Genomic DNA, 24,464 nt, shown 5'->3' with positions numbered 1-24,464 from the left:
GCCGTCCGCCAGTCCAATCGTCTAGGCTACCGGTTCTACAAGGTGTGACACGCCGTGCGCCCGCAGCTACTGGATCGGACGGCCCGCCAGCTCGGCCAGCTCGGCGAAGAACGCGCGGTACCGCGGCTCGTCGGCCATCGCGATCTCGACCGTCGCGAGCGAGTACACACTGCCCATCAGCCGTCCGTAGATCGGCGCGTCGCGGTCGTCGGCGTAGGAGAAGTGCAGCAGTACGGCCCCTCGCTTGCGGACCTGGGCCTGCACCCTGACCCAGTCCAGCGGCGTCCGGTACGGGCTGATCACGTTCCGGCGCTGGAACAGCTCGAAGACGCCGTCGTGGACGCGCATCTGCACCTTGTCGTCCTCGAAGATCATTTCAGCCCCGAATGCGCCAGGCCCTCGACGAACTGCCGCTGGGCGATGACGAACACGATCAGGACCGGCAGTACGGTCATCGTGGCGGCGGCGAGCTGGGTGTTCCACATCTCGCCCCCGTACGCGTCGGTGAAGCGGGTCAGCGCCTGCGGCAGCGTGAACAACTCCGGCGAGGTCAGGTAGACGGTGGGTTCCAGGTACAGGTTCCAGGACGCGAGGAAGGTCAGGATCGCGACCGCGGACAACGCGGGCCGGGCGAGCGGCAGGCAGATCCGCCACCAGAGCCCGGGCCGGCCGAGCCCGTCCAGGCGGCCGGCTTCCTCGAGCTCCGCGGGCAGCGCGATGAAGAACTGCCGCATGATGAAGGTCGCCAGTACGCACGGTGCGGCCAGGGCGGTGACCAGGATGAGCGGCCAGTGCGTGTTGATCAGCCCGGCGCGTTTGAACACCTGGAACAGCGGCACGATCGTCACCTCGCTCGGCACCAGCAGCCCGGTCAGGACGACCAGGAACAGCGCGTTCGCGCCGGGGAACCGGATCCGGGCGAACGCGTAGCCCGCCATGCTAGAGACCAGCAGCGTGATCAGCGTGACGAGTACGGCGATGTAGACGCTGTTCACGTACTGCCGGGCGAACGGCTGGAACGTGAACGCCTCACCGTACGCCGCCAGCGTCGGGTGCTCGGTCCACAGCGACGGTGGCGACTTGAAGATCTCGGGCAGCGGCTTGATCGACGCGGCCACCATCCAGATCGTCGGCACCGCGAACGGGACGGCGAGGACGGCGAGCGCTGTCACCAGGAGCGCGCGCCGGAGCTTACTGTTCATGGAACACCCATCTCTTGCGCAGCTGCCACTGCAGCAGCGTCAGCACCATCACGAAGCTCAGCAGCATCAGCGCGAGCGTCGAGCCGTACCCGATGTCGTTGAACTTGAAGGCCTGCTGGAACACGTAGTACACGAGCACGGTGGTGCTCAGCTCGGGTCCGCCTCCGGTCAGTACGGCAATCTGCGCGAACGACTGCAGCGCGCCGACGACCGTGATGATCGCGGTCAGCAGCACCGTCGGCGAGATCAGCGGCAGGGTGATCCGGGCGAAGATCGACCGCGGCCGGGCGCCGTCGATCCGGGCCGCCTCGTACAGCTCCGACGGCACGCCCTGCAGCGCGGCCAGGAACAGCACCATGTTGACGCCGACGCTGCGGACGACCTGGCTGACGACCACCGACAGCATCGCGGTGTCACCGTGCTGCAACCAGTTCGGTCCGTCGATCCCGACCGCGTGCAGCAGGCCGTTGATGCCACCGTTGTCCTGCAGCAGGAACCCCCAGACCAGCGTCCACGCGACGACCGACACCACGACCGGCGAGAAGAACAGCGTGCGGAAGAACGTCGCGCCGCGGAACCTCCGGTTCAGCAGGACGGCGATCAGCAGGCCGAGCGTGATGTTCAGCACCACCACGCCGCCCGAGAACACGACCGTTGCCAGCAGCACCGACGGCAGTTGCGGGTCCGACGCCAGGGCGGTGTAGTGCTCCGCCCCGACGAAGGTCTGCTTCCCGGTGAAGACGTTCCACTTGTTCAGGCTGTACCAGATCGCCAGCCCGACCGGGATCAGGACGAACAGCAGCACCCCGATCAGCTGCGGCGCGATGAACAGGTACCCGGTCAGCACGTCGCGCCGGCGCGTTGTCCAGTAACGCATCACTTCGCCAGTCACTTGGACAGGATCGGCTGGATCGCGGAGCACACCGAGTTCAGTACGGCGGGCACGTCCGCGTCGGCCTTCCACATCGCGTCCAGCGCGGTCTTGCCCTTCTGGGCGATCTCGGCCGGGCTCGCGTGGTTGGGCAGCGTCACGGCGTCCGGCAACTGGTCGACCACGACCTGCTGCAGCTGCGCGGCGGACAGCACCTTGTTGTTCGCGGCAAGCTTCTCACCGGTGAGCAACGACTTCCGCGGCGGCGGGAAGAACTGCGCGAGCTTGGCCGCGTTCGCCGGGTTCGTCAGGTAGGCGAGGAAGTCCGTCGCCTGGTCCTGGTGCTTGCCCGAGGCAAGTACGCCGATACCGGCCTGACCGAGTACGGCGTACTTCCCGGACGGGCCTGCCGGCAAGGGGTGGATGCCGAACTTGAAGGATCCGGTCAGCAGCGAGGCCCGCGACACCTGGGCGACGGTGAAGGCGGCGTCACCGGCGAAGAAGTCGGCCTTCGTACCGGGACCGGGCATCGCCTTGGTCTTGAACGCGGCGTCGTGCAGGAACGTGAACGCCCGCTGCATCTCCGGGCTGTTGAACGTACAGTTCTTGCCGTCCGCACTCCACGCGGACGCGCCGAACCCGGTCCAGACCGTGGCGAGTACGTTCCACGAGTTGTAGTCGAAGTCCCGGATCACGAAGCCGGCCTTGCCGGTCTTGGCGTGGACGGCGGCACCGGCGGCTGCGACCTGGTCCCAGGTCAGTGTCTTCGGGTCGATCTTCTGACCGGCCTTCGCCAGCAGGTCGGTGTTCACGTACAGCGCGAACGGCGAGTTCGAGAACGGGTACGCGTACAGCGTGCCGTCGCGGCTGTACTCCTTGGTCGCGCTCTCCGCCAGGTCGTCGTACTGCCAGCCGTCGGTCGCCTTGAACTTGTTGGTCAGCCCAACGAGCGCGTCGGAGGCGATCAGGTCCTTGGAGAGGTCACCCATCCAGGCCAGGTCCGGAGCGTTGCCGCCGGCGATCTGGGTGGTCAGCGTGGTGTTGTAGTCGGCGAACGGCAGGCTCTCGAACGTGATCGACGAGACCTCGGGGTGCTCCGCGCGGTACGCGGCACCGATCGAGTCGAACAGCTTGAGCTGGTCCGCGTTCGAGGTCCAGACCGTCATCCGGAGCTTGACGTCGGTGGCCTTCGACGCCCCGGTGTCCGATGCGCCGCACGCGGCGATCAGCCCAGCCGCGGTGGTCAGCGCGAGCGCGCCGAGCAGCTTCCTTGCAGTGATCATGAGATGGCCCTTCAGAGCTAGTAGCCGGCGATTTCAGGCCAGTGCAGTTCGACGCCGGCGTCGATCAGCCTGTGCTGGAGCTTCTCGACCGCGGTCTCGTCGGTGGCGAGCTGCCGCGGGCTCGTGCCCTGGTCCAGACAGAACGCGACCAGTTCGCCGGCCGATTCGCCGATGTTCCACTCGACCGGATGCAGCCGGTAGGCGCCGTTGGTGATGTGGGTGGTACCAATGTTCTTGGCGGCCGGTACCAGGTTCTGGGTGGCCACCGGGACGAGCGCGCCGAGCGGGATCTCGAACGGCGCGCACTCGACGTCGATGTAGTTGTCGCCGCCGGTGGACGGATGCAGGTCGATCCGGTACATCCCGACGCCGACCGAGCCGTCGAACCGGGCCGGACCGTCGTATCCACGGGCCTTGATCGAGATGTCCTGTTCGCGGACCGTGGTGAGAGCCTTGATCCGGCGCGACTCCCGGATGTACGGCGCCTGCGCGAAACCGTCGGCCGTACCAACGAGATCGCCGCGGAGCCGGAGTCCGGGCCAGCCGCGGCCGCCGTCCGGGCGGGGTGCCTCGGTCTGCAGCCAGTGCACGTACGCCCGGGACTGCGCCTTCGCCGCCCGCAGGTGTACGGCCTTGTCGTCGGTGTCGATGATCGAACCGCTGACGTAGTCCAGCTGTGGCCAGTTCGCCAGCACGATGTCGCTGTCGTAAAAGCCGTCCGCGAAGTTCTGCCGGGCGGCGATCCGGCGGAACTGCCACAGGTCCATGTCGCCCGCGTCGTAGCGCGGGTCGCCGGTCACGTCGGCGGCCGGGTTGACGTTCATCGTCCGCTCTTCCGGCGCGAGGGTGCGCGGGTTCGGCGCGGTGAACGACAGCATCGGCGCGCCCCAGAACGGCAGCTCGAACGAACGCCAGAAGTCGTAGTCGTCCGGGCGCGGGATCGTGTGGGGGCCGGCCACGTGGTCGAAGACGAAGCACCACGCGATCGACTGCACGTTGCCCGGATCCGCGACCTCGGCCGCGCTCGGCTCGCCCGTGTCGGCGCGTGCCTCCGCGCCGACGACGTACTCCGTACCGGTCAGCGGCAGCAGGTCACCCGTCTCGGTCCCGTCCAGGACGAACTCGGCCGAGATCACGGTCTCCGCCCCCGTGCGCGGATCCGCGACCGTGACGCTGCGGACGACGCCGTCGGTCACCTCGGCCGCGACCGGCACCCGTGGCTGCAGCACGGTCAGCCGGCCGGTCGACCGGTACGGCGCGAGCATCGCCGTGATGACCGCGTCGGCCACCCGTGGCTCGTGACACAGCCGGCTGACCCGCCCGCGGCCCGGGTTCAGCTCGCGGTCGGCGCGCGCGGCGGCGGTCAGCGGGTAGTGGTCGCGGTAGTAGCGGCGGATGCCGTCGCGGAGCGCTCGGTACCGGGCGGTGACACCGAACTGCTCGACCCAGATGTGCTCGTCCGGTGGCACCGCCTGCGACGTCAGCTGCCCACCGAGCCAGTCGTACTCCTCGGTCATCACCACGCGCCGGCCGCGCTGCAGCAACGCGAGCGCAGCCGCGACGGAGCCGAGCCCGCCGCCGATGATCGCGACCTCGGTGCCGAGCTTCTCGCTCATGCGCCGGTCCGTTCGACGATCGTCTCGCCCGGCTCGACCTCGGCGACCAGGAACCGCCGGATCTCGATCCCGCCCCACTCGGCCGGATCCGTTGCGATCAGCAACCGCAACAGGTCGAGCGCCTCGGCCGCCAGTTGTTCCCTCGGCACGTGGAAGCCCGCGAGCGCCTTGCCCTCGATGCTGTGCCCGCGGACCGCGCCGAGCGCCGCCACCGAGATCTCGTCCGGCACCGAGACGCCCGCCGTTGTGAGCGCATGGACGACGTCCTCGAGCAGGAACGCGTCCTCCGCGAAGATCACCGTCGCGCCGGTCGCCTGCGCGAGCCTTGGCAACTCGGCGATCCGCTCCTCCCCCACCAGCAGGAACGCGAGCCGGCCCTCCGCCGACGCGGACTCGACCGCGCCGCGCCGATCCCGCGCCGCGGGCGTGTCCCGGCCGCGATGCACGTACAACGCCTGCTGATGTCCGGCGGCCGCGGCCATGTCGATCAGCGCCGTGGTCGGCGTGACGTAGTCGATGGCGACGTACGGCACCGCGGCGGCGGTCTCGTCCCGACGCCCGACCGCGACGAACGGGAACTGCTCCGCGACCAGTCGCTCGAGCTCGGACGCGACCATCTGCTGCCCGAGCAGGACGCAGCCGTCGGTCAGCCGGAGCCGGGTCTTGCGATGGAACAGGCTGCGGTTGCCGTTCTCGACCGGGGACGACGTGAAGAACAGCAGGTCCCAGCCGATCCGCTCGGCGGCGCGCTCGATCCCGTTCAGCAGCGGGCCGTAGAAGTCCATGCTCTCCGGGGACAGCGCGGCCTCGTACGTGAAGACGCCGATGATCTCGTTGTCCAGCCCGGCCAGCCGGCGCGCGGCCGGATCGGCGACGTACGTCAGCTTCTCGATGGCCTGCTTGACCCGCGCCCGGGTGGCGTCCGGGATCCGCACGTTCTTGCCGTCGCGGTCGTTCAGCACCACCGACACGGTGGTCTGGCTGACGCCGGCCAGCTCGGCGATCTCGCGCTGGGTGACTCGGCGAGGTTTCGGGGCCATCGTTCCTCCGTGGTGATAATGCCTATCTGCAACCGATCTGCGGCGACCTTAGCCCAGCTCGCACCGATCGCGCAATGACCTCTTGACGAAGCGGTTCCGGACTGGGAGCGTTCCGGTCATCGATCTGAAGATACGCATTATCAGTGAGGAGCAGTCGATGACCTCAGCAATCAGCCGCCGGGGCTTCCTCGGGACGGCGCTCGCGGCCGGCGTCGTCCTGGTCGCCGAGGCGACCCCGATCCGCGCGTTCGCCGCCGCCGGTGACGTCACCCTGACCGCCGGCGGCATCAGCCTGCTGGCCAGTCCCGGCGGCCGGCTCGCGATCCGCGACGCGGCCGGCGTGACGCGGTCCGCCGGCTCGAAGTTCCAGGTCAAGGACAGCGTCACCGGTGTTCAGACCTCCACCGGAGGTACGCCGACGTTGAGCGCGCTGCCGGACGGGACGCCGGCGATCCGGATGGACTACACGTTCGACACCGCTGGGACTGTGGTGACTGGGTGGTTCAGCGTCAGTACGTCGCACGCCCGGCTCGAGTGGCGGATCAACGGGGCTTCGACGCTGGTCCCGGACGGGTTCCTGTTCAGCCGGGCGATCCAGGCGCCGGCCGCGCCCGACGACTACATCGCGATCACCGAGTGGGTCCGCGACGCGGGCGGCGGCATCCCGTACGAGGACACCGTCGGCGTCTCGCACACGTCGACCTGGAGCAGCAGCTTGCACGGGCTGTTCCTGCTGGAGCGGTCGAAGCAGGCGTGGACGAACGCGACCTGGGTGCACGCACCCGGTGTCGTCGATCCGGCCGGCGGATGGACGAGTCAGGCCGACTTCTACTTCTCCGAGACCCGCCCGTCGGCCACCGCCACGATCGGCCGGGGCGTCGAGCTAGGCCTTGAGCTGACGACCAACAAGGACTTCAACCTGTACGAGACGGCCGGGGAGCCGATGCAGCTGACCGCGCTGGTCGCGAACGGCGGCGCGGCGAAGACGGTCGAGCTGGAGCTGACGATGCGGAGCTTCGACGGCGTACAGCTCGCGGCCTCGACCGTGACCGGGAACGTCGCCGCGGCCGGGACGTGGCAGTACACGTTCAGCCTGTCGGCTCCGGCGAGTGGCATCGCGTTGGCCGAGGTCGTCGTACGGTCCGGTGCCGACGAGGCGTTCGCGCGGACCAATCTTGCCGTACTGCCGTCGTACGACTATCAGGCCGGTACGGCGAGCATGTTCGGGATCGCGAACTACCCGTGGCTGCAGCGGCCGAGTTCGGGCGCCGTACTCGATCTGTGGCAGCGCGCCGGCATCAGCCTCGTCCGGATCGCGTACGACGGCGGGCCCGGGTTGCCGCCGTCCGCGTTCGACGCGCGCGGGATGCGGCACAACATCGAGCTGCAGCCATCGCTGGACGTGTCCGACGCCGTCGCGGCCACCTGGGCCGCGGACAAACTGGCGGTAGCGGCCGGGGCCGGGGCTGGGTACTTCGAAGTGGGCAACGAGCTGAACCGGCCGTTCAACACGGGGACCGTGGCGCAGGCGTACCTGGACAAGGTGATGCGGCCCGTGTTCAACCGGCGGGCCGTGACTGGTGACACGGTCAAGCTGATGAACAACGGCCTGGCCGGGATGGACAAGCCGTGGGTGGAGAACTTCATCGCCGGCGGCGGCTGGGACCTGATCGACGCCTTCGCCTATCACCCGGGGCGCGGGAACTTCACGCCCGACTACATACCGCCAGGCGACTGGGATACCGGTGCCGCAGGCACCTACTGGAACTTCTACGGCGGGCTGAAGCAGCTCAAGGCGCTGATGGACCAGCACGGCGCGAAAGAGATCTGGATGACCGAGGCGTACGCGCCGACGAAGCCCAACAGCTGGTGGCACGACACGTATCGGCATGCGGCCGAGAACGTCCTGCTCACCCTCGCGCTGGCGAAGGCCGAAGGTGTGAAGTGCGTGTGCTGGTACCAGTTCCACGACAGTGTGCTCGGGATGCCGCAGGTCGCCGACCCGGACAACGTCGAGTACCACTACGGGTTGATGAACCGCGACCTCAGCCCGAAGCCTTCGCTGCTTGCCTATGCGAATGCCGCGCGGGTGTTCGACCGGGCCGACTTCAGCGGGTGGCTGACGTTCGCGGATCCGCTGACGTTCGGGTTGTGGTTCGACACTCCTGACGGACCGGCGGTGGTGCTGTGGAACCGGGCCGATGGGTACATCCTCAACACAGTCGGCCAACGTACGGACTGGCATTTCCCCGCGCCCGAAGTGTGGGGCGACCCGTGGCCGACCAAGACTTCGCTTGCCGTCGCCGCATCGGGCACCACTGTTCGGGAGGTGGATGCGATCGGGCAGACCCGGACGCTACCGGTAGCGAATGGCAAGGCGACTTTGAGGCTGGACGGCGCACCCCGCATCTACTACGGCTTGATCCCGCACCCGACCGGGCCGGGCACCAACACCCTCGCCGGGGCTGGGGCACCGGCAGATCGACGGGTACGGTCCGCCGATCTACAGGTTCCATCGCATCTGGGGCTGATCAGAGGTTGACGCGCCCGACGGAAACCGTGCCGTCGGGGGCGAGGTGGTTGTAGAGGACGGACGAGCTGTCCGGCGTGAAGATCGGGTGCGGATGGGCCGGGTGACGCTTCGCGAGAGTACGTGCGAGCGGCGTCACCTGGCCGTCGCGGAGGTCGATCAGGAGTACGTCGGACTGGTTGTCGGCGTTCTCCCAGCCCTTCCCTGGGCGGTCCGCCGGACCGCTGGTGTCGACGACGGCGAGCGTACCGTCGCGGTTGATGTCGCAATGCCAGTACCGGTCGCCGCGCGACAGCAACCGTCCCTCGGGTTCCCCCGGCGAGGTCCAGTACAACCCCCGCGGCTCTCCCGGGCTGACTCCGTACGCGACGACAACAGCACCGACGGCATGGTGCGCCCAACGTTCGTGACCGAAGTACAGCCCGTCCGGTTGCTTCAGCACACAACCGCCGGCCGGCAACTCCGAGGCATGCCACGCCCACACGCGGTCCGGGACAGTCTCAGTAGGACCCTCGTGCGAGAAGCCGATCCACGCCTCGTCCGCCGGGCAGTAGTGCGCGTGGTTCGACCACCAACTACTGGTGTGCACCACACGCACGCCGCCGGTATCAACATCCACCTCGAGCAACCGGCACGGCTCCTGCTCTGCCACCAGCACCCGGTCTCCCGCAGCGTTGATGCTGACCAGCCCATGCAGGTTCCGGCCCCGGTAGACGACCTCGGCCACCGGATCGTCGAGGTCGACGAGGTGTAGTGCGTCATCCCAAACCGCCGCGAGCCGTCGCGCGGACCGGGCGACGTCGAACCAGACGGTGTTGTCGTTCGGGTACGGCCCCGGAACCGTGCAGATCTCCTGCACGTCCCCGGCGTCATCCAGCGACACGCTGACGAGAGCCGTCGCCGACCGTTCGGCATCCCAGCGGACAACCGCGACCCGGTCGTCGTGGAAGCCGTTCGCATGTGGGTAGGTCAGATGCGCGCCCTGAGCAACGATCATCAGCTGATCAACGTCCCCGGCAGGTACAGGGTGGTGGTCTTGCCGGTGACGATGCCGCTCGCCCACTGCATCGCGCCCACTCGCCCGCTACCGTCGTTCTCGTTCAGCGCAAGCGAGATCGCGATCGGTCCGGCCGGTTGGCCCGTGAACCCCAGCGAGGTCCACGGCACCTTGATCCGGTACGACGTGACGCCGTCGGCGCGGGTGATGTCGGAGGTGGCGCCGGCCGTCGGCCCGGCCGTGGGAGCGAACGTGTAGACCGCCGGACCGGTCGGCAAAAGGGCAGCGCCGATCTCGGTGGAGGTCGCGTTCTCGCCGGGCAGCCCGTTGCTGATCGCGAACTGCAGGCTGTCGCCGCGCCACAGGTTCGGCGCGGTCTCAGTCTGCGCGAAGACGTCATCGGTGACATCGGCGTTGACAGTCAGACCAGTAGCGTCGTACTGGAAATTGGCCGTACCGGACAGGTCGGCCGCGCCACCCCACGGCCGGCTGAACGCGATCCAGCTGGCATCGGTCGCAAGGTCGATCGAGCTCCGCGGCGTCGTTGCCGACGGCACGATCGGGTCGAACGCGGTGGTCCCCTTCGCGGAGATCTTGTTGCCGTCGGTCGTCGTGAGGTCGACCGTGTACGCGTACGCCTTCCACGGTTGGAGCCCGCTCACCGGTACGGCGATCGTTGCCTTCTGCCCCGGTTCGACCGACTGCCCGGCACCGGCGGTGCCGTGCTGCCCGGCGATGGTCCAGGTCAGCTCCTGGATCGTCGCCGCGGTACTCGCTCTGGTGTTGGTGAGCTCGAGGCCGAGCGACGTCTGCAGGTCTTGGGTGAGCTGCGGGAGAACCCGGATCCTGGTAGCGGGTTCGACGCTGGTCCACGCGACGAGCCGCGCGGTCGGCCTGTTGTTCCGGGACACCGTCGCGACCACGTGCCGGGCACCGAGGGTGTCGCTCGGCGGCACCGGGATCGTGACGGTCGAGTCCTTGCCCGGTACAACGAGTACCTGCTTGGTCTGACCGGCGATCGTCACCGCGCGCGGCCCGAGGTTGTGCGCGGTGCCTTTCAGCGTGACCGTGACGGCGGTCGGTTCCTGCGAGTTGGACGGGTCCGCGGCCGCGACCTTGACGTCCGGTGCGGCGGCGACGGTGACGCCGGAGGCCGCCCCCTTCACGAACACCGGGTCCTGGTCGACGGTCATCGTCACGACCCCGTTCGTCGGGGTGAGCGTGGTCTGGTGGCCGTACATGTCGGTGACCTCGAGCGGGCTGGTCGTACTCAGGTTGACCGACGACGTACCGGTCGCGGTCGACCACATGACGCGCGTGGTGCCGAAGCGGTACGAGTACAGCGGTGCCGCCAGGTTGTCACGGCCGCTGTACGTCAGACCGCTCAGCGCGCGGATCGTCGTCGCCTTCGCGACCAGGGCCGGCTTCGGGGCCATCCCCGCGATCGGTCCGGCGGGTGCCTGCAGGAGGCCGAAGGTGGACTCCTTGTCGTCGAGGTTGGTGCCGTCGTTCAGAGCGTCGTACCAGTAGAACTGGCTGACGTTGTTCGCGATCATCAACGCGTCGTTGCGGATCGACTTGCGCGCCTGGTCGAGCATTGAGCCGCCGAAGCTCGGCGCGGTCGGGTAACCCTGCTCACTGATCCAGATCGGCTTGCCGGCGCCGCCGTTCGCGTCGGCCTTGGCCCGCAGACTCTGGATCTGGGTGTCCAGGTTTCCTTCCGGCCCGCCGAACGTGTAGATGTGGGCGTCGATCGTGTCCAAGTAGTTGAGCCCGCCGTTTGCGACCACGGCATCACGGAACGACGTGTCGCCACTGTTCGGCCCGATGTCGGCCAGGACGTTCGCGTTCGGGTTGTCGGCATGTGTCTGTTCGTAGGCCGCCTTCATCAGCTGCACGAAACACGCGCCCGTGATGCCGCAGGCGCTGTCGTTGAACCCGGACATGTAGTACTCGTTGTAGGTCCCGATGTCGTTGGTCGTCCCCGCAAAATGTTTCAGCCACCAACTTTGGTACCTGCCGTACGCCGCCAGGCCTTCCGGCGTGCTCGGGGTATGTCCACCGTCGTACAGCGGGTTGCGGTAGCCGGTGCCCAGCAGCGGAGTCAGACCGTTCGCCTTGGCGTCGGCGATCACCGCGTCCTCCTGCGGGTCCACCGCATAGTTGCCCGGTGAGCCGGACTCGATCCGCGGCCACTCGAGGCTCTCCCGGATGTGCGAGAAGCCGGCCAGCGCGAGGGTGCGGATCAGGGCACTGCTGAGGTTGTAGTAGTGGTTCATGTGGGTGTTCACACCCCACCTGCCGGTCGGCGACTGGATCCCGGCCGGGAGCGGTGGGATGACTGCCAACGTCGTGCCCACGACCGTTCCGCCCGCGGTGAGGCGCAGGTTGTAGAAACCAGGGCCGAGCGACGCCGTACTGATGGTGCCGTTGGTGGTGTTGCCGGAGGCAACCGGTAGGTACTGGTCGTCGGTGATGCTCCAGGCAACCGACGACGCTGTCGAGGTGAGCGTGACGTTGCCCGAGCCCTGCTGGAAGACCAGGCTCTGGTTGGTGACCGTGATGCCGGTCGTGTCCGCGAACGAGACGCTGACCGAACTGACGCAGACCGAGCTGATCACGCCACCAGGCGCATTCGCCATCAGCCGGATGTCGGCGCCGTTCGCGCGGTTCTGGAAGTTGACGTTCGACAACCTGAACTGGGTGCTCGACCAGGCACCGCTGCCGGGGAACGTGAACCACGGGACCGAGGTGAAGGCCGCGCTGACGCTGTCGTACTGCGCGGTGAGCTGCTGGCCCGGCGTGTCGAAGTAGTTGACCGTGAGTACGGCGTCGGTCGCGCCGGCCGGGATCCGGGCGCTGTCGAGGTTCAGGTAGAGGTACTGGTCCTTGGGGTCGTTGCTGGTCTGCCAGCACGGCACCCCGAGCCGGCTCGACGCCGCGTGCTCCGGCGTCTTGTCCGCGTCGCCGGGCCAGGCGGTGATCCCGTCCGCGGCGACCGGGTTGCTGAACACGATCCCCGGGTCCCCCGCTGCGGCTGCCGTCGTCACCAACTGGCTCGCCACCAGCAGCCCCGCGGCGAGCACCCCGATCATCTTTCGAACCGAACCAGCCATCGGCTGTCCTCTCGTTGGGCGAAAGCGCTTTCGCAGATGCCACCTTGAGACCCAGCGGGCCCGGTGTCAACGGTTCGGCACCGGCGATGTTCGCCGGAATGGACGGTCGTACGCGACTTGTTGGACTCTTGTCGGCATGAAATCGTGGTCGATCTACCCGACGCCGAGCGCGACCGAGCGCCAACTTGGACTCTGCTGTTTCGGAGCGGGCGAGAAGGAGAACGGCACCGAGCAGATGCCGGAGCGCGCGCTCGGCTGCCACGCGCTCGTCTGGGTCACCGAGGGCAGCGGCCACCTGCAGTACGGACCGGACCGGGAGCTGTACGAGGTACGCGCGCCCGCGATGCTCCGGCTGCACGCCGGCGTGCTGCACAGCTACGTACCCGCGACGCGCTGGCGGCAGGCGTGGACATTGTTCGCCGGTCCCGCGACCGAGGCACTCACGACGCTCGGTCACCTCGGCACCGAACCGGTCAGCCGGTACCCGGATCCGCGGCAGATCGACCGCGCGTTCACGCGGCTGCTCCGGGTCAGCCGGGCGCACAACGCCGTCCAGACCGCGGCCGCACTGTTCGACCTGATCGCGCAGGCCGCACCACAGCCGGCCGACGAGATCGCGGAACGGTTGGCGGAGCTCGCCTGTACACCGATGAGCATCCAGGCGTACGCCGACCGGCTCGACCTCAGCGTCGAGCAGCTGCGTGAGGTCGTCCGCCGTACGACGGGATCGACCCCGCACGAGCTGGTACTGGCTACGCGCCTCAGCACCGCGAAGGTCCTGCTCGCCGAGGAGGACCTGCCGGTGGCCGCCGTCGCGCGCCGGGTCGGCTACGACGATCCCGCCTACTTCACCCGCCTGTTCACGAACCGCGTCGGCCTGTCCCCTATCGCCTTCCGGCGCTCAGGAGAGACAAAGATCTGACCCGGCCTCGGACAGGTACGGTCCGACCGCGCGGCGCGCCATCGCGACGTACTCGTCCTTCTCCCCCACCGGTGCCACGTAGTGCATGGCCTCGTCGGCTGCTTCCACGCTGTGGAGTCTGGCGATCGTCCACGCAGCAAGGTAGGACGACGCCAGGCAGCCGCCCGCGGTCGCAAGGTTGCCGCGGGCAAAGAACGGCTGGTTCAGCACCTCGACGCCGGCCGCCTGCACCCACGGCTTGGAGATGAGATCGGTACAAGCCGGTACGCCGTCGAGGTGGCCGAGCTTCGCCAGCACCAGGGTTCCGGAGCACTGCGCGGCGAGGAGCTGCCGGCTCGGATCGAGCCGCGCCAGGGTCGCCATGACGGCCGGGTCCTCGACGACCTCGCGGGTCTTGCGGCCACTGCCGACGATCACCGCGTCGGCTTCGCACGCCTCGTCCAAGTCGATCATCGCGTCGATCGTCACGCCGTTCATCGACCGTACGCGTGGTGCCGGGCACGCGATCGAGACCCGCCAGCCGGGCGCGTTCACCCGGTTCAGGATGCCGAGGGCGATCAGCGAGTCGAGTTCGTTGTAGCCGTCGAAGGTCAGGATCGCGGTGTGCATGGGGTTCAGGCTAGGAGCTCCTATCCATGACAGTCGAAGAATTGTTCTGGATACAATCGCGGCTGTGAGAGTGCCGAAGTACAAGGCGGTCGTGGACTCGCTGGCGGCCGAGATCCGCAGCGGACGGTTGCCGGCCGGGCACCGGCTCGCCACGCACCGTGCGCTGGCGGCCGACGAGGGGATCGCGATCGTCACGGCGTCGCGGGTGTACGCCGAACTCGAGGCGATGGGCCTGGTCAGCTCGGAGCAGGGCCGCGGCACGTTCGTCCGCGACCTGGCCACCACCACCGCCGAGGGAACAGATCAGCGAGCTGTCGCCGCCGACGCGATCGACCTGAACTTCAACTCGCCGTCGGTCCCCAGACAGGCCGGCCTGCTCCGCCAGGCGCTCCGGGACCTGGCGGGCTCCGGTGATCTCGAATCGCTGCTGCGCTACCAGCCACACCTCGGCCGCGCCCAGGACCGGGCCGCCGTCGCCCGTCACCTCGGGCGCCGCGGCCTGGCCGTCGACGCCGACCGCGTACTGATCGTCAACGGAGCCCAACAAGGACTGGCCGTCACCGCGATGGCGCTGTTCCAGCCGGGCGACGTGGTGGCCGTCGACGCCGTCACCTACCCCGGCTTCCTCGTCCTCGCCCGCACCCTCGGCCTGGAACTCGCGCCAATCCCCGCTGCCGGCACCGGTCCCGATCTCGAAGCTCTCGAGCAGCTGTGCCGCCAACGCCCGGTTCGCGCCGTCTACGCGATGCCGACCCTGCACAACCCACTCGGCTGGGTCTACGGCAAACGGCAGCGCGAACGCCTCGCCGCGATCGCCCGGCGGTACGACGTCACGATCGTCGAGGACGCCTCGTACGCCTACCTCGTCGAAGACGCGCCGCCGCCACTCGCCACGCTCGCCCCCGGTCGCACCGTGTACGTCTCCGGCCTGTCGAAGAGCGTCGCGCCCGGACTCCGCATCGGCTTCGTCGCCGCTCCTCCGGCGTTGATCCCCGTACTGGAACGTGTTGTCCGGGCAACGACCTGGCACACCCCGGCCATCACCGCCGCGATCGCAACCCGATGGCTCACTGACGGCACCGTCGCTCGCCTGGAACTCCAGAAACGCGAAGACGCCCGCCTCCGCCAATCCATCGCAGCCGAGAGCCTCGACGGACTGCCGTACGTCAGCCACCCGTCGTCGTACCTCATCTGGCTCCCGCTCCCCCAGGACGCCCGCCCCGACCGCATCGCCACAACCCTCGCCGCCAAAGGAATCGCGGTTTCGACGGCCGCCCCCTTCGCCGCCACCCCCACCGTCCCGCACGCCCTCCGCCTGGCCCTCGGCTCGGTACCCCTCCCCGACCTCCAAACCAGCCTCCAAACAGTCCGCGAAGAAATCGACCTGGACGCCTCGCGCTGACGCCGATACGAGTGGAGCGGTTCGGCTGCACTATCGGAGTACGGCGGACAGCAGGTCGGAGCCTAAGGTCGTCAGGTCGGGGAGGTTGATGGTGTAGCGGACGTAGCGGCCGTGGCGTTCGGAGGTTAGTAGGCCTGCTCGGCGGAGGACTGCGAGGTGGCGGGAGACCTCGGGTGGGGTCAGGTCCCAGGCGTCGGCGAGTTCGCCGGTGGTGTGGGGGCCGCGGGCAAGGGTGCGAAGGAGGCGCAGACGTACGGGATGTGCGAGGGCGTCCAGCCGTAGCGTGACCGTTTCCAAGGAGACCGGCTCCGACGGAGCGGGCTCGGCGACCGGGTACTGGACAACTGGATGCCAACCAGGGGCGTGTACTGCCACCAAGTGTGGGCGACCGAAGACGGTGGGAAGGAAGGTGATGCCGGGGCCGGTGGTTGCGTTGTCCTGGAGTTTGTCGACGACGATCGAGGTGCCGTCGAAGGTCACGGCGGTGGAGACCGCAGCGAGGGCGGCCTCGATGCCCTGACGTTTGAGCAGATCGTTCTTCACCCGGAGATCGGTGGCGAGTTGTACGCCGACGCCCGCCCAGGCCGCGTCGAAGAACGCCTCGGCGCACTGCTCGAGCGTGTCCCGTACGCGCGCCCGCACCGCAGCCGGATCCGCGAGCAGCCGTTCCGCGAACGCCTCCTGCAGTGCGCCACGGGCCTGGGCGAGATCGAGCGCCCGCTCCCGCGCCGTCGCGTCGACCAGCGGTGACGGTGTACCGAAGTGGACCCGGTTGCTGCCGCAGGTGGTGACGAGCGCCGCGGTCACATAGGTCTCGTCGTCGATCCGGTCCACGTCGTCCAGCTCCGCGGCGAGCGTCGGCCGCGGACGAGCCGGGACCAGGAAGTCGGCCCGCGAGGAACGCCAGAGGAACTCCGCCTCGCGAAGCCGCTCGGCCAGCTCCGGCCGCAGCCCGGCCCACACGTCGGCCGCCCAACCGGCGAGCTGCGGATGGTGCGCAGGTTCGGCCAGGACGTGCAGCATCGCGGTCAGCTCGGCCAACGGGGACGCGGCGAACCGCACCCGTCCGGCCGCGGGACCGCCGATGTCGATGCGCAACGTCATGCCCTCATTGTTGCTGGCCGGACCACCGGCGCCGGCGACAGTTGACGGTGTTCGTCAACTGTCGTGGTCCGCGTGGCGTACGAACGCACCGTTGAGGCCATGACCAAGCCCAACCGGCGGGCCCTCGTCCGCGCCTCCGGAGGACCCCGGTACGCCGTCGCGCTGACCGTCGACGCGCTCGGCACCGGGCTGCTTCGGCCCTTCCTGCTGCTGTACGGCGTGACCGTACTGCGGCTGTCTGCCCCGGTCACCGGTATCGCGATGACGGCCGGCGTCGTCGTCGCCCTGGCCTGCATGCCCGCGGTCGGCCGGTGGCTCGACCGGGGCGCGCGCAGTACGGTCGTCGCCGCCTCGATGCTGATCCGGGTCGTCGGTGTGGTGCTCCTCCTGGCCACCCAGCCCGGACAGGTCGGGATGTTCGCGGCAGCCGGCCTTTTCCTTGGCATCGGCAACCAAGCGTGGCCGGCCGCCCACGCAGCTCTCGTGGCCACGGTCTCCCACGGCCGCGAACGCGACGCCGCGCTCGCGGCCGCCCGTTCTCTCCGCAACGCCGCCCTCGGCGTCGGCGCTCTCCTCGCCACGGCCTGCCTCGCGGGCGGACCCGTCGCGCTGCACGCGATGGCGGCTGCGACCGGGTTCGCCTACCTGGTCGCAGCCGCCTTGGCGTGGTCGGTCCACGTTCACGCACGGCCGGCGAAGACGCAGCTCCAGGCGGACGCACCCCCGATGCGCACCCTCCTGGTCGCGAACGTCATCTACGTCTTCTGCCTGAGCGTCCCCGAGGTCGCGATCCCACTGGTGATCGTGACCCAACTGCACGCCTCCCCCGCCTGGTCAGCCGCCATCTTCGTCGCGAATACGGTCCTGGTGGTCACTCTCCAGGTACCGGTCACGATCCTGATGTCGCGCTTCTCCCGGCGCACAGTGCTCGCGTTCGCAGGCGTCGTACTGGCCGCCTCCTACCTTGGTTTCCTCGCCGCAACATCACTCGGACCAGGTGCCGTCGCCGCCGTCTCGGTCGTCTGCACGCTCGGCGAAATCGTCTACGCCGGGAGCGCCACCGCCCTGGTCACCGCCCAAGCACCGCCTCAGCTCCTGGGCCGGGCTCTCGCCCGCTTCCAACTCTCCACAGGCTTCAGCCTCGCCGTCGCCCCTGCCGTCGTCACCACCCTCGCCGCCCACGGCAAGGCCACGCTCTGGCTGACCCTCACCACCACGACCCTTCTGGCCGCTTCGGCAATCGCTACCGAACCGGGTAGGCAGCGTCGACCTCGACCTCAACCAGCCAGCCGTTGACCGGCAGGTTCTCGATCTCCAAGGCGAACCGGGATGGGCGGGCCTTGTTCACCACGAACGGCTTCGCGGGCGCCGCCGTACCCAACGGAACCGGTACGTACGCACCAGTGGTCAGGTCGGTGTTCGCGAAGTACTGGCGGTACGCGCGGTTCCAGCCGGCGAAGTCGGCGGTGGCCGCACCCGACGGGTTCTGCAGGAACACCCGCATCGTGTAGACGTCTGCGTACGACAGTCCCGCGGCCGCCAGGTTCTCCCCGATGCGCCGGAGTACGTTGATTCCTTGGGCTTCCGTGATCGTGACGCCCGCCGGAAGCGTGCCGCCGGGGAAGATCGCGGTGTCGATGTACGACGCCTCGCTCCCGGCCGGAGCTCCCGTGTTCAGCGCCGACGGACCGATCCCGCTCGTCTTGTAGACCGGTGTGTTCGCGCCGATGCCGACCCCGGTCGCGATCAGCGGATTCGACTGCCCGGCCGGCAACGCGGGCACGACGGTACCGGGCTTCGGCGGTTTCGGCCGGTCCCACCAGCCGGCCGCCGTACCCGCTCCGGCGGTGAACGAGACGACCAGTGCGACGGCTCCGGCGATCAGGCGTGTCTTCATCGGCCCGCCACCACCCGGCTGTGCAGCGCCGTGACGGTCGCCCGCGCGGACGTGATCGCACCGTGCTGCCAGGCGATCACATGGGACAGGTGGTCGCCGGCGAAGTAGATGTTGCCGGTGGCATCGAGCAGCCGCGCGTAGATCCCGTCGGTCTGCGACGGCCAGCTGACCCAGGAACCTTCGGAGTACTTCGTCCCCAGCCAGTTCACCGAGAACGCCGCCTTCACGTCCTTCGTGTACACGTCGCCGTGCATCTTCGCGCCCTGCATCAGCGCCCGCTGCAACCGGGCCGGCGGGGTCAGAGCGCCGTACGTGTTCGCGTTCGTGCCGGTGTTGTAGTAGCCGATCAGCGTCCCGCGCTCGCCGTGGAAGTTGTACGACGGGTACCAGGTGTTGACGGTGTCCAGGCTGCTGTTGGTGATGCCGCCGTAGATCCGGTGGTCCTCCTCCCACCAGCGGCGGCCGTACTCGATGCCGATCTTGCCCGCGTTCGTCGGCCGGGCGTACTTCAATGCCTCGATGATCGGGGCCGGCAGGTTCGACGGGACCTTCGCGGCCAGGTGCGGCGGCAGCGCGCAGATCGCGAGGTCCGCGGTGATCACACGAGTCCGGCCGCCGGTCACGTACGTCACCTCGACGCCCGTGGTGGTGTTGCGCAGTCCGGTCACCTCGGAGCCGTACCGGATCTTGTCCTTGCCGATCGCCCGCTCGAACGCGTACGGGATCCGGTCCATCCCGCCGACCGGCTGGAACATCATCATCGCCTGGTCCCAGCCGAACTCGAACGAGAAGTAGTTGCCGACGCCACTGGCGAAGACATCGCTCAACGCGTACGGGGCGGCGGTCGTACCGCCCTCCAGACCGGCGCCGGGTTCGACGGTGTAACCGCGCCGGCCGTCGGTGCCGGTGTAGGCGAAGCCGGACGCCTTGTTGCCGATCGACCCGAAGCTGCCCAGGAAGCTGATCAGCGCCTGCTTGTCGGTCTCGGTCAGCAGCGCGTCGAGCGCGCCCTGATCGGTCGCGGTCGCGAGCAGTTCGGCGACGTACCCGTACACGTCGGCCTTCGCGGTGCGGTGCCGGATCGCCTTGTTGGACAGGGCTGTCGAGCCCTCGCGGTACAGGTACGCGTCGGCGTTCTGGTTGACGAACGGCTCGATCGCGACGCCCAGTTCGCGGCAGTACTCCAGCGTCACGTGGTGCTGCGGCAACCGGCCCGGGCCGGCGTTCATGTACTGGCCCGGCGAGAACGTCGCGCGCTGGGTGTTGCCGGCCAGGTCGGTCTCCACGGTGCCGCCGCGAACCGTCCAGTTCCGGCCGCCGGGGCGGTTGCGGGCCTCGAGCAACGTGACCTTGTAGCCAGCCTTGAGCAACTCGTACGCCGAGGTGAGTCCGGCGATGCCTGCGCCGAGGATGACGACGTGCTTCTTCCGCCCGTCCAGCTCGACCCGCGCCGGGGCGGCGTACGCGGGGGTCTCGGCCACGCTCGTGAGACCGAGCGCCGACATCGTCGAGTACAGCACTCCGGCCCCACCGGTGATTCCGACCTGCTGCAGGAACTGACGTCTGGTCTGCGCCATGCCTTACTCCTCACTGGGCAACGGTTAGCTGACCAGAAAGGTAAGGACATGATGTTTTCGGAGCGTGTCAGCACCGTAACGGCAAGACACTCGTACCGGCAGGTATGTTTCGAGGTAACAAACTTCCCAGCACCGAGGAGTTGTTAGGTCAGGCTGCCCTCATCTACCCTCCGAGCTGTATTTCTGTGCTCAACCACGTCTCGGAGAGTCTCGATGTCCAGCTCACAGGTCGCCGTTCTCGGCGCGATCGCCGGCTTCACCATTTACCTCGGCCTGCCGATCGGCCGGTTGCGCGCCCCGGCGCCCAGGCTCAAGGCCGGGCTGAACGCGCTCGCCATCGGGATCCTGCTGTTCCTGTTCTGGGACGTCCTCGCGCACGCCTGGGAGCCGGTCGACGGAGCGCTCGCCGACAAGCATTGGAGTACGGCACTCGGCAACGGCCTCGTCCTCGCCGCCGCGTTGGGGATCGGGTTGCTCGGACTCGTGTACTACGACCGCTGGACCGCGCGCCGCCGGGCGGCTGCGTCGTCGTCGAGCATCGGACCCGGCGCCGCGGCGACCGGCGATCCCGCGCTCCAGCCGCGCACCAAGTCCGCCGCGGCCGGCCTGGCGACGATGATCGCGACCGGGATCGGCCTGCACAACTTCGCCGAGGGTCTCGCGATCGGCAACTCCGCCGCGACCGGTGAGGTGTCGCTCGCCGTGCTGCTGATCGTCGGCTTCGCCCTGCACAACGCCACCGAAGGCTTCGGCATCGTCGCACCGCTCGCGGCGGCCGGCGAACGGCCGAGCTGGCCGACGCTCGCACTCCTCGGCCTGATCGGCGGCGGCCCGACCTTCGTCGGCACGCTCGTCGGTCAGCGGTTCGTCAACGACACCCTGTCGGTCGCGTTCCTGGGCCTCGCCGCCGGCTCGATCCTGTACGTCGTGATCGAACTGCTCTCGGTCGCCCGCAAGACGGGCCTGAAGGAACTCACCACCTGGTGCATCCTGCTCGGCCTCCTGGCCGGATTCGCGACCGACGCGATCGTCACGGCTGCCGGGGCCTGAGCAACTGGAAGACGGTTGTCTCGTTGCCGGCCGGGTCCGGGGTCGGGTCGCCGTAGATCTCCCAGCTGTGGCCGGCGGGCTCGCGATCGTTCGAGGCCATCCAGCGGGTGATTGCGTCGTAGGCCTCGGTCAGGTCGTACGACCCGCGGTGGACGGCGACTGCTGCCTCGCCGGCCGGTGTCTCCGTGGGGTAGACCTCTCCTGCGGGGTCGAACGTCCGCGTCACCTCGACGCCGAACTCACAGCGCAGCGGTGCGTCAGTGCTGTGGTGGTAGACGAAGACGTTGTGACCGTCGGTCCACAGACCTGGCTGGGTCCGGACGAAGGCCCAGACCAGGTCCAGCGCCGGGCGCCAGGCCGAGCCGACCTCGCCCGCCACAACCTCCCGCCGGACCGATGCCAGCCGGCGGGGAACGACGAGCTGTACGTCGACATCCACGCGTCGATCGTACGCGGCTTCAGTGCGTCGAGGCCGCGCGGACCGGCTCCCAGGCGAACTCGTCCGGATCGGTGAAGGTGGTACCGGTCGCGGTCAGCACGATCCGGTGCGAACCGCTCCCGTCCACCGGCACCCCCGCGTCCTTGGCGAGCGCCTTGCGCCCGTACAACGCCAGCTTCACCTGACCGGTGCCGTCGAACTCGACGTACTTGCGCCCGAAGCTCTTCGCCACCGTCAGCCCCTGCTCGAGGTAGAACTTCTTGCTTGCGGCAACATCCTCGCAGCCGATCAGCAGTGCGACCGAATCGATCGCCCGCGTCGCCGGGCCGGTGTCCTTCTTCGCGGACGTGGCGATCTTCCAGATGGTTCCATCCGGCCCCTGTACGACACCGCCGTACCCCCACAACGACTTCGTCACCGGCTTCACCACCGTCGCCCCGGCCTCGACAGCCGAGTCGAACAAGGAGCTGACCGTACTCGGCTGCCCCACAATGAGCGACAACGTGAACCCACGGAATCCACTGCTCTCCGCGGCAGCCGCGCGTACCCGCACCTGCCCGCTCAGCCCGAACGCCTCCGCCAGGAACCGCTCGGTCGCCTCGACGTCTGCTACTTCCAGAACCACACTCTGAAGGTTTGTCATGCCTCAAACCTAGAAACCCGGCGCCCACCCACGCTTCTCGATTCCTGACCAACCCGGCCGAGCGCATGCCGAGACCGCCCAATCGGGTACGACGTAGCTTGTGATGAACGACCTATCAGGAGGAAGTCATGACTACTCCGACGACGACGCCCCGGACCAAGCTCCACACCGGGTTCTCATCGCCAGGTGCGAGCCCGACGCCGTGGGAGGCCACCGAGTGGGCGCTGCGCCAGGTGCAGAAGTTCCAGCTCTGTACGGTGCGGCGTGACGGCCGGCCGCACGTGACGCCGTTGCTGGCGATCTGGGCCATGGACGCGATGTGGTTCACCACCGGCGACGCCGAGCAGAAGGCCGTGAACCTCGCCGCCAACCCGCAGTGCGCCCTGACCGCCGGCACTGCGGGCCTCAACGGCACCGACTACGTCATCGAAGGCGTCGCGAGCCTGGTCACCGACGAGCCCACCAGACAGAGCGTGGCCACCGCCTTCGAACAGTCCTATGGCTGGCACCTCACCCGCGAGGACGGGACCTGGTATCAGCTGGGCGATGCCGTCCGCGCCGGCACCGTTCAGCTCTACAGCCTCCGTCCGACGAAGGCCTTGGCTTTCACCACGGGCAAGGACTCATCGCAAACTCGGTACCTCTGGAGCTGACTACCTGGTCAGCCGGTGGTAGACGTCGTTCCAGTGCAGTTCGCGCTGGAACTCGCGGACCGTGGTCGAGGAGTCGATGACCGCCAGCTCGACCGACAGCAGGTCGGCGAAGTCCTCGTACACCTCGCGGTCGAGCGCCGTCGTCAGCACGGTGTGATGCGGCGCGCCGGCGACCAACCACGACTCGGCCGAAGTGGACAGCGACGGCTCGGGCTTCCACACCGCGCAGGCGACCGGCAGCTTCGGCAGCGCCTCGTCGGGCTCGACGAGTTGTACGACGTTCGCGGTCAATCGGAAGCGATCACCGAGGTCGGCGATCCCGACCACGATGCCCGGCCCCGGGTCGGCGACGAAGCGCAGCCGGACCGGATCCTCGCGGCCGCCGATCGACAGCGGGTGGATCTCCAGCGACGGACGGGCCGACGTGATCGACGGGCACACCTCGAGCATGTGCGCGCCGAGGATCTTCTCCTCCCCCGGCACCAGGTGGTACGTGTAGTCCTCCATGAACGACGTACCGCCCGGCAGCCCGGCGGCCATCGCCTTGCTGGCCCGCAGCAGCACCGACGTCTTCCAGTCGCCCTCGCCGCCGAACCCGTACCCGTCGGCCATCAGCCGCTGCACGGCCAGGCCGGGCAGCTGGCGCAGGCCGCCCAGATCCTCGAAGTTCGAGGTGAACGCGCGGAACCCGCCATCGGTCAGGAACGCCCGTAGCCCCAGCTCGATCTGCGCGCCGTAGCGCAGCGACTCGTGCCGGTCCCCGCCGGGCAGCAGCTCGGGCGCGACGTCGTACGTTTCCACGTACTCGTCCACCAGCGTGGAAATCGCAGCACCGTCGACGCTGTCGACCGCGGCCACGAGCTCGTTGACGCCGTATGTGTTGACCGATACACCGAACCGCAGTTGCGCCTCGACCTTGTCGCCCTCGGTCACGGCGACGTCGCGCATGTTGTCACCGAAGCGGGCGAGCTTGAGCGAGCGGAGTTCGGCGACGCCGAGCGCCGCACGCGCCCAGTACCCGACCCGCTGCTGGACAGCAGCCGATTCGACGTGCCCGGCCACGGTCTTGCGCGGAACGTGCAGCCGGGACTGGATGTACCCGAACTCCCGGTCGCCGTGTGCGGCCTGGTTCAGGTTCATGAAGTCCATGTCGATCGTTGCCCAGGGCAACGCGACGTTCGCCTGCGTGTGCAGGTGCAGCAGCGGTTTGCGGAGCGCGTCGAGCCCGGCGATCCACATCTTCGCCGGCGAGAACGTGTGCATCCACGCGATCACGCCGACGCAGTCCGCGGAGCTGTTCGCGTCGAGCATCTGCCGGCGGATCGCCTCGGCGTCGAGCAGCACCGGCTTCCAGACGATCTGCACCGGCAGACCGGAGTCCGCGAGCCGCTTCGCCACCGCCTGGGACTGTTCGGCGACCTGCTCGAGAGTTTCGGGGCCGTAGAGTCCCTGGCTGCCGGTGAGGAACCAGACCTCGGGGTTGTTCACAGACATGTGGTCCTTCCCACTTCAG

At 68.6% G+C, this 24,464-nt stretch carries 21 protein-coding genes; 6 read left to right on the top strand and 15 right to left on the bottom strand.

Annotated elements, in window-relative coordinates; all coding sequences use genetic code 11:
- Positions 1-66: 66 nt before the first annotated feature.
- The 6 genes from ACFYRU_RS16315 to ACFYRU_RS16290 are packed head-to-tail and all read right to left on the bottom strand — an operon-like array spanning position 67 to position 6,012.
- Positions 67-375, bottom strand: a complete 309-nt coding sequence (locus ACFYRU_RS16315; RefSeq protein ID WP_387658889.1) for a hypothetical protein — start codon at positions 373-375, stop codon at positions 67-69.
- Entirely contained in the window at positions 372-1,202 is an 831-nt protein-coding gene (locus ACFYRU_RS16310; protein ID WP_387658887.1) for a carbohydrate ABC transporter permease, read from the bottom strand. Before ACFYRU_RS16310 ends, ACFYRU_RS16315 begins: the two co-directional genes overlap by 4 nt.
- On the bottom strand, positions 1,192-2,094 hold the full coding sequence (locus tag ACFYRU_RS16305; RefSeq protein WP_387658884.1) for a carbohydrate ABC transporter permease: 903 nt from the start codon (positions 2,092-2,094) through the stop codon (positions 1,192-1,194). The genes ACFYRU_RS16310 and ACFYRU_RS16305 overlap by 11 nt, the downstream gene beginning before the upstream one ends.
- Positions 2,091-3,356 carry an ABC transporter substrate-binding protein gene (locus ACFYRU_RS16300; RefSeq protein ID WP_387658881.1) on the bottom strand — a complete coding sequence of 422 codons (1,266 nt, stop codon included), beginning with the start codon at positions 3,354-3,356 and terminating at the stop codon, positions 2,091-2,093. Before ACFYRU_RS16300 ends, ACFYRU_RS16305 begins: the two co-directional genes overlap by 4 nt.
- Positions 3,357-3,373: 17 nt before the next feature.
- Positions 3,374-4,972, bottom strand: a complete 1,599-nt coding sequence (locus tag ACFYRU_RS16295; RefSeq protein ID WP_387658878.1) for an FAD-dependent oxidoreductase — start codon at positions 4,970-4,972, stop codon at positions 3,374-3,376.
- Positions 4,969-6,012, bottom strand: a complete 1,044-nt coding sequence (locus ACFYRU_RS16290) for a LacI family DNA-binding transcriptional regulator (RefSeq protein ID WP_387658875.1) — start codon at positions 6,010-6,012, stop codon at positions 4,969-4,971. The genes ACFYRU_RS16295 and ACFYRU_RS16290 overlap by 4 nt, the downstream gene beginning before the upstream one ends.
- A gap of 157 nt (positions 6,013-6,169) precedes the next feature.
- Here ACFYRU_RS16290 and ACFYRU_RS16285 point away from each other — a divergent pair, with 157 nt between their 5' ends.
- Positions 6,170-8,554 carry a hypothetical protein gene (locus tag ACFYRU_RS16285; RefSeq protein ID WP_387658872.1) on the top strand — a complete coding sequence of 795 codons (2,385 nt, stop codon included), beginning with the start codon at positions 6,170-6,172 and terminating at the stop codon, positions 8,552-8,554.
- On the opposite strand, the gene ACFYRU_RS16280 is transcribed toward ACFYRU_RS16285, so the two are convergent.
- Complete coding sequence (locus ACFYRU_RS16280) at positions 8,544-9,539, bottom strand: oligogalacturonate lyase family protein (RefSeq protein WP_387658870.1); 996 nt, start codon at positions 9,537-9,539, stop codon at positions 8,544-8,546. The genes ACFYRU_RS16285 and ACFYRU_RS16280 overlap by 11 nt on opposite strands.
- Positions 9,539-12,655, bottom strand: coding sequence for a sugar-binding protein (locus tag ACFYRU_RS16275; protein ID WP_387658868.1), 3,117 nt, complete (start codon positions 12,653-12,655; stop codon positions 9,539-9,541). The genes ACFYRU_RS16280 and ACFYRU_RS16275 overlap by 1 nt, the downstream gene beginning before the upstream one ends.
- Before the next feature lie 136 nt (positions 12,656-12,791).
- On the opposite strand from ACFYRU_RS16275, the gene ACFYRU_RS16270 reads away from it, so the two are divergent.
- Positions 12,792-13,577: a helix-turn-helix domain-containing protein gene (locus ACFYRU_RS16270; RefSeq protein WP_387658865.1), complete on the top strand. Its 786-nt coding sequence runs from the start codon at positions 12,792-12,794 to the stop codon at positions 13,575-13,577.
- Here ACFYRU_RS16270 and ACFYRU_RS16265 read toward each other — a convergent pair.
- Complete coding sequence (locus ACFYRU_RS16265) at positions 13,557-14,186, bottom strand: DJ-1/PfpI family protein (protein ID WP_387658862.1); 630 nt, start codon at positions 14,184-14,186, stop codon at positions 13,557-13,559. The two genes, ACFYRU_RS16270 and ACFYRU_RS16265, sit on opposite strands and share 21 nt — an antisense overlap.
- A gap of 64 nt (positions 14,187-14,250) precedes the next feature.
- Here ACFYRU_RS16265 and ACFYRU_RS16260 point away from each other — a divergent pair, with 64 nt between their 5' ends.
- Positions 14,251-15,588 (top strand): PLP-dependent aminotransferase family protein, encoded by a 1,338-nt coding sequence (locus ACFYRU_RS16260; protein ID WP_387658860.1) that lies wholly within the window; start codon positions 14,251-14,253, stop codon positions 15,586-15,588.
- A 30-nt stretch (positions 15,589-15,618) separates the two neighbouring features.
- Here ACFYRU_RS16260 and ACFYRU_RS16255 read toward each other — a convergent pair whose 3' ends face one another.
- On the bottom strand, positions 15,619-16,692 hold the full coding sequence (locus ACFYRU_RS16255) for a DUF5937 family protein (RefSeq protein ID WP_387658857.1): 1,074 nt from the start codon (positions 16,690-16,692) through the stop codon (positions 15,619-15,621).
- Positions 16,693-16,791: 99 nt separating this feature from the next.
- Between ACFYRU_RS16255 and ACFYRU_RS16250 the strand changes: the two genes are divergently transcribed.
- A complete protein-coding gene (locus tag ACFYRU_RS16250; protein WP_387658855.1) occupies positions 16,792-17,988 on the top strand; it encodes an MFS transporter in 1,197 nt (398 codons plus the stop codon).
- On the opposite strand, the gene ACFYRU_RS16245 is transcribed toward ACFYRU_RS16250, so the two are convergent.
- On the bottom strand, positions 17,936-18,589 hold the full coding sequence (locus ACFYRU_RS16245) for a Rid family hydrolase (RefSeq protein ID WP_387658852.1): 654 nt from the start codon (positions 18,587-18,589) through the stop codon (positions 17,936-17,938). The genes ACFYRU_RS16250 and ACFYRU_RS16245 overlap by 53 nt on opposite strands.
- Positions 18,586-20,166, bottom strand: coding sequence for a flavin monoamine oxidase family protein (locus ACFYRU_RS16240; RefSeq protein ID WP_387658849.1), 1,581 nt, complete (start codon positions 20,164-20,166; stop codon positions 18,586-18,588). The genes ACFYRU_RS16245 and ACFYRU_RS16240 overlap by 4 nt, the downstream gene beginning before the upstream one ends.
- Positions 20,167-20,379: 213 nt before the next feature.
- On the opposite strand from ACFYRU_RS16240, the gene ACFYRU_RS16235 reads away from it, so the two are divergent.
- Positions 20,380-21,216, top strand: coding sequence for a ZIP family metal transporter (locus ACFYRU_RS16235; protein ID WP_387658846.1), 837 nt, complete (start codon positions 20,380-20,382; stop codon positions 21,214-21,216).
- Here the strand turns inward: ACFYRU_RS16235 and ACFYRU_RS16230 are convergent.
- Both ACFYRU_RS16230 and ACFYRU_RS16225 read right to left on the bottom strand, forming a co-directional pair.
- Entirely contained in the window at positions 21,197-21,655 is a 459-nt protein-coding gene (locus tag ACFYRU_RS16230; protein ID WP_387658844.1) for a GyrI-like domain-containing protein, read from the bottom strand. The two genes, ACFYRU_RS16235 and ACFYRU_RS16230, sit on opposite strands and share 20 nt — an antisense overlap.
- A gap of 19 nt (positions 21,656-21,674) precedes the next feature.
- The gene (locus ACFYRU_RS16225) at positions 21,675-22,298 is read right to left on the bottom strand and encodes a glyoxalase (protein WP_387658842.1); all 624 of its coding nucleotides are present in this window, start codon (positions 22,296-22,298) and stop codon (positions 21,675-21,677) included.
- Between the two features lie 128 nt (positions 22,299-22,426).
- Here ACFYRU_RS16225 and ACFYRU_RS16220 point away from each other — a divergent pair, with 128 nt between their 5' ends.
- Positions 22,427-22,951, top strand: a complete 525-nt coding sequence (locus ACFYRU_RS16220; protein ID WP_387658839.1) for a pyridoxamine 5'-phosphate oxidase family protein — start codon at positions 22,427-22,429, stop codon at positions 22,949-22,951.
- Here the strand turns inward: ACFYRU_RS16220 and araA are convergent, their stop codons facing one another.
- On the bottom strand, positions 22,952-24,445 hold the full coding sequence (araA, locus tag ACFYRU_RS16215; RefSeq protein WP_387658836.1) for an L-arabinose isomerase: 1,494 nt from the start codon (positions 24,443-24,445) through the stop codon (positions 22,952-22,954).
- Positions 24,446-24,464: the final 19 nt, after the last annotated feature.

The sequence above is a fragment of the Kribbella sp. NPDC004536 genome, from assembly GCF_042873835.1.
In the GTDB taxonomy this organism is placed as follows: domain Bacteria; phylum Actinomycetota; class Actinomycetes; order Propionibacteriales; family Kribbellaceae; genus Kribbella.
Note: the sequence above shows the minus strand (reverse complement) of the source record. Positions and strands in the feature narration are given on the sequence as shown.